Source organism: Gracilibacillus saliphilus (assembly GCF_010994085.1).
In the GTDB taxonomy this organism is placed as follows: Bacteria; Bacillota; Bacilli; order Bacillales; family Amphibacillaceae; genus Gracilibacillus; species Gracilibacillus lacisalsi.
In genome coordinates, this window is record NZ_WJEB01000071.1 from 1 (window position 1) to 1,468 (window position 1,468).

The 1,468-nt window shown below is 32.8% G+C and carries 1 protein-coding gene and 1 pseudogene; both read right to left on the reverse strand.

The annotated features are described in order from the left end of the window. Positions 1-389 precede the first annotated feature (389 nt). Entirely contained in the window at positions 390-998 is a 609-nt protein-coding gene (locus GHT08_RS21830; RefSeq protein WP_163583492.1) for an immunity protein Imm33 domain-containing protein, read from the reverse strand. Then, positions 995-1,468 (reverse strand): annotated as a pseudogene (locus GHT08_RS21835) (T7SS effector LXG polymorphic toxin); the annotation flags it as partial. The pseudogene GHT08_RS21835 and the gene GHT08_RS21830, both read right to left, overlap by 4 nt.

Genomic DNA, 1,468 nt, shown 5'->3' on the forward strand with positions numbered 1-1,468 from the left:
ATACGACCGTCCCTAGTAAAAATACAACCCAAAAATTAATGAGCCAAATACAGTAAAAGAACGCTCTTTCACGTTACCTATTGTTTATCGCCTCGAGCTTTGTCATCATCGTTCGTTTGTGGGTTAGGCAGTATCATAAGTCCTCTTGACAAGTAAAATGTCATCTCTCCTAGTTAGCGTTATTATTTTACAAAAAAGTGTTAAAACATAATGCCTTAATGGTACTACCATCATGAGTTATGAATTTCATGTAGACATTTTTATGTTGTCCAAAGTTACATTTCTAGCAAAAAGCACTTGTTGCCATTAGTAGACAATCAAGTGCTTTATTCAATGTTTTACTTCCTGTATAGTTTAGTTGTGTAACTTAAGACTTCGGTAAATAAAATCTATAAAGAGTCTTTAAAAACATCTACATCGTTTTCGCTTAATACTGCTTTTATTTCATTACCTTCAAAAACAACCATATAGTCATTTGGTAAAGCAAGAACTTTTATAATCTCTGGTTTAATTTTTAGTAGTTGATAAGCATATAGAGCATACAACTCTGTAGTATTATCATCCTCTACAGGACCTATATACCAACCTGAATCTCCTTTTTCAACATCTCCATTTCTTTGTAAATATATTTTCTCGAGTTCTAGTACACCTTTAGAAAGTATGATTTTATCACTAAATTTTATTGATAAACCATCGACATTTATCTTTCTCAAAAAATGACCTTGTTCTAGTTGTACCCACAATGCCAAAGTTAAATCTTCAGTTATATCTTCAAATGGATTTTTAGAGTAATCAGGAGTAGTCAATATAAAATTCCCGATTTCTCTCTCTTGTAAATAATAGACGGACCAACCAACTTGTAAAGAGAATCCATGAATTAATTTATTACGGTCTACCTGTTCTAATATAGCAAACAAAATTTCTATTTGAGGTTCTAATTCTTTTTCGGCAGTCACTATAATGGTCTTGTCCATAATAATCTTTTCGAATTTCTTCATTTCTTCAACCTCTCTTCTATAGCTACTTTTAGAGCTTCTCGAGCTTGTTTCTCTTTTTCTAGCATTTCCATTCTTACATTAACAGGAACCTCTCCCATCTTAGAATGTCCTTTCCAATCAGCCCAACTATGAGCCCCCTTAGATGCATTCGAAGATTTTCCAAGACCAACAAAATTATCTTTTAGATTTAGAATTTCTATTTGTTGTTCTCTAGTTAACCTACTAAATCCATCCATTTCAGTTATTTCTTTCATTGAAACAATATGGTCTGCTTCAAACTTATCAACTTCATACCCGTATACAGGGTCTACTTTAGGACCATCTGGATTAACCATTTTTCTTACATCGTTACTTGGTGTCTTTTTCCTCAAATTTTTATATTCATCTTTTGCAATACCATTACCTGTACCTTTAATACCATTCCCAACTCTACTTACCTCGTCAACTCCTCCACCACTTCTTTTCGCAAA

Excerpts from the sequence above, each read along its gene's own strand:
- GHT08_RS21830 (WP_163583492.1), bottom strand. The coding sequence starts at position 998 with ATGAAGAAATTCGAAAAGATTATTATGGACAAGACCATTATAGTGACT.